General features: G+C 67.2%; 2 protein-coding genes. One reads left to right on the top strand and one right to left on the bottom strand.

Annotated elements, in window-relative coordinates; all coding sequences use genetic code 11:
• Positions 1–2,896, top strand: a 2,896-nt coding sequence (locus AC1VAN_RS14950) for an indolepyruvate ferredoxin oxidoreductase family protein (RefSeq protein ID WP_480986094.1), incomplete at its 5' end; no start/stop codon positions are given.
• Between the two features lie 88 nt (positions 2,897–2,984).
• Here AC1VAN_RS14950 and AC1VAN_RS14945 read toward each other — a convergent pair.
• On the bottom strand, positions 2,985–3,599 hold the full coding sequence (locus AC1VAN_RS14945; protein WP_442251607.1) for a DUF938 domain-containing protein: 615 nt from the start codon (positions 3,597–3,599) through the stop codon (positions 2,985–2,987).
• Between the last annotated feature and the right edge of the window lie 77 nt (positions 3,600–3,676).

The raw sequence follows: 3,676 nt of genomic DNA, 5'->3' as shown, positions 1-3,676 counted from the left end.
CCGCTATGCGGTGAAAGCCGCGCAGGCCTTCGCGCGTGCCAACGGCATCGACAAGGTGGTGATGGACGCGCCGCGTGCGCGGCTGGGCATCGTCACCACCGGCAAGAGCTACCTGGACGTGCTGCAGGCCCTGGAATACCTGGGCCTGGACGAGCAGGCCTGCGCCGACATCGGCATCCGCGTGTACAAGGTCGGCATGACCTGGCCGCTGGAACCGGAAGGCATCGCGCGCTTTGCGCAGGGCCTGGAAGACATCATCGTGGTGGAGGAGAAGCGTGCCTTCATCGAGCGCCAGATGAAGGAGCAGTTCTTCAACTGGCCAGCCAGCTGGGGCCAGCGCCCGTCCATCGTCGGCAAGTACGACGAGGCCGGCGAGTGGATCCTGCCGTCCACCGGCGAACTGACCCCGGCCACCATCGCCGGCGTGATCGGTCGCCGCATCCAGAAGTTCTTCAACAACGAATCCATCGAGCAGCGCCTGCAGTGGATGCAGGAGAAGGAAGCCGAGCTTGCGTTGCCGCGCGCCAGCTTCCCGCGCGTGCCGCACTACTGCTCCGGCTGCCCGCACAACACCTCCACCACCGTGCCGGACGGCTCGCGTGCGCTGGCCGGCATCGGTTGCCATTACATGGTGACCTGGATGGACCGCAGCACCGACACCTTCACCCACATGGGTGGCGAAGGCGTGACGTGGGCCGGGCAGGCCGCGTTCACCGACACCCAGCATGTGTTCCAGAACCTGGGCGACGGCACCTATTTCCATAGCGGTTCGCTGGCCATCCGCCAGGCGATCGCCGCCGGCGTCAACATCACCTACAAGATCCTCTACAACGACGCGGTGGCGATGACCGGCGGGCAGCCGGTGGACGGCCCGTTGAGCGTGCCGGACATCGCAAAGCAGATGCGGGCCGAGGGCATCCACACCATCATGGTGTTGTCGGACAACATCGCCAAGTGGACGCGCCAGCGCGAGCATTTCCCCAGCGACGTGGAGTTCCACGACCGCAGCGAGCTGGATGCGGTGCAGAAGCGCCTGCGCGAAGTGAAGGGTGTTTCGATCCTGATCTACGAACAGACSTGCGCCACCGAGAAGCGCCGCCGCCGCAAGCGCGGCAAGCTGGAAGACCCGGCCAAGCGGGTGATGATCAATTCGCTGGTCTGCGAAGGCTGCGGCGACTGCGGCAAGAAGAGTTTCTGCGTGTCGGTGCTGCCGAAGGAGACCGAGTTCGGTCGCAAGCGCGACATCGACCAGTCCAACTGCAACAAGGACTATTCCTGCGTCAACGGCTTCTGCCCGAGCTTCGTCACCGTGCACGGTGGGCAACCGCGCAAGGGCAGCAAGCGCGATGCCTCCACGCTGCTGGACAACCTGCCGGCACCGGTGGTGCGCGGCACCCTGGAGCAACCCTGGAACATCCTGATCACCGGCGTTGGCGGTACCGGCGTGGTGACCATCGGCGCCCTGCTGGGCATGGCCGGTCACCTTGAAGGCAAGGGCGCCTCGGTGCTCGACCAGACCGGCCTGGCGCAGAAGGGTGGCGCAGTGACCACGCACATCCGCATCGCCCGCCGCCCGGACGACATCCATGCGGTGCGCATCGCCGCTGGTGAAGCCGATCTGGTGCTGGGCTGCGACATGGTGGTGGTCAACGACTACTGGGCACTGTCGAAGGTACGCGCCGGCCGTTCGCAGATGGTGCTCAATACCTACGAAGCGATGCCGGGCACCTTCACCACCCGCCCGGACATGCAGTTCCCCGCCGCCGACATCATCGCCGGCGTGCGCGTGGCCCTGGGTGGCGAGGAGCCGCTGCTGCTGGACGCAACCCAGCTGGCCACCGCGCTGCTCGGCGATGCGATCGCCGCCAACCTGTTCATCCTCGGCTACGCCTGGCAGCAGGGCCTGGTGCCGCTGTCGTTCGAGTCGCTGATGCGCGCCATCGAACTCAACGGCGCGGCCGTGGCGATGAACCAGCAGGCCTTCGCCTGGGGCCGCCTGGCCGCGGTCGATCCGCAGGCCGTGCAGCAGGCCGCCGGCCTGGTGCGCAACCGCCACACCGACACCGAGAACACGCCGGGCCCGCTGCAGGCGCTGCCGCCGGGCGAATGGGAAGGCAACGAATGGGGCGCTACCGCCGCACCGCGCAACACTGGTGACGAGCGCGAGCTGCGCGGGCTGYCGACGCACGGTGGCGATGTCGCCTTCCTGCCGCTGGACGATGCGCGCCTGTCGCGCTCGCTGGACGAGATGATCGAGCGCCGCTCGGCCTTCCTGACCGACTACCAGGATGCGGCCTACGCCAACCGCTACCGCAGCCTGATCGAGCGCGTACGCGCGGCCGAAGCCGAGCGCATCGGCGGCTCCACCGCGTTGACCGAAACCGTGGCCCGCTACCTGTTCAAGCTGATGGCGTACAAGGACGAGTACGAAGTGGCGCGCCTGTACACCAGCGGCGACTTCCAGCGGCGCCTGCAGCAGCAGTTCGAAGGCGATTACCAGCTGCGCTTCCATCTGGCACCGCCGCTGTTCGCCAGGAAGGACGAACAGGGCCGGCTGCAGAAGAAGGAATACGGCCCGTGGATGTTCAAGGCGTTCGGCCTGCTGGCGAAGCTGAAGTTCCTGCGCGGTGGTCGCCTGGATGTGTTCGGCCGCACCGAAGAGCGTCGCATGGAGCGCCAGCTGATCACCGATTACGAGGCGACGGTGCAGCAGCTGATCGACGGACTGGATGACGACCGCCTGGCGCTGGCGGTGGAGATTGCCAGCGTGCCCGAGCACATCCGCGGCTTCGGCCACGTCAAGGAAGCGCACTTCGAGAAGGCCAAGGCCCGCGAAGCAGTGCTGCTGGCGCAGTGGCGCAACCCGAAGGCGCTGCATATCGTGCAGGTGGCGTAATAGTGGCAGGTGGTAGTGCCGGCCGTTGGCCGGCATCTGCCCTTCCCGGACAATGTGTTGCCGGCCCGCGGCCGGCACTACCGGTGATTCACCCCAACCGCCACAGCAGCAGGCGGTTGTTGGACGGCATCGCCGCATCCCCCAGGCGRGTAAAGCCGTTGTCGGCGGCCAGCGCCTGCACCGCTTCGCTATCGCGGATGCCGCTGCGCGGATCACGCGCCTTCAGCCACGCATCGAACTGCGCATTGCTGTCGCTGGTGTAGCGACCGCCGTAGTTGAACGGTCCGTACACCGCCAGCAGCGCGCCGTGGCGCAGCAGGGGGGGAAGTGCGGCAAACAACGCCTGCACATGCTCCCAGCTCATGATGTGCAGGGTATTGGCACTGAAGGCAGCGTCGAACGTGCTGCCTTCCGGCAAGCTCAGGCCGGGCGCTGGCGGCAGTTCCACCTGCAGCGCCACCGGCGGCAGCAGGTTCAGCAGCGCCGCCTCCGCGCGCCAGGCCTCGATGCCGGGCAGATGATCCGGATGGTCGCTGGGCTGCCAGCGCAGCCATGGCCAGCGCTCGGCGAAGAAGGCAGCATGCTGGCCGGTGCCGCTACCGATCTCCAGCACCCGGTGGCGATCTCCCATCCACGGGTCGAGCGCAGCGGCGATCGGTTCGCGGTTGCGTTCGCAGGCTTCTGAATACGGCTTGCTCGACATCGAGACGGCGTCCAGGCGGGGTCGGCTTCATTGTGCACGAGGGGGGTATTGCTCGGCAGGGCTGCGCCCTGCACCTG

It is taken from the genome of Stenotrophomonas sp. 05L44_2, assembly GCF_056665995.1.
The sequence above is the reverse complement of the archived record's forward strand: the minus strand, read 5'-3'. Positions and strand labels throughout refer to the sequence as shown.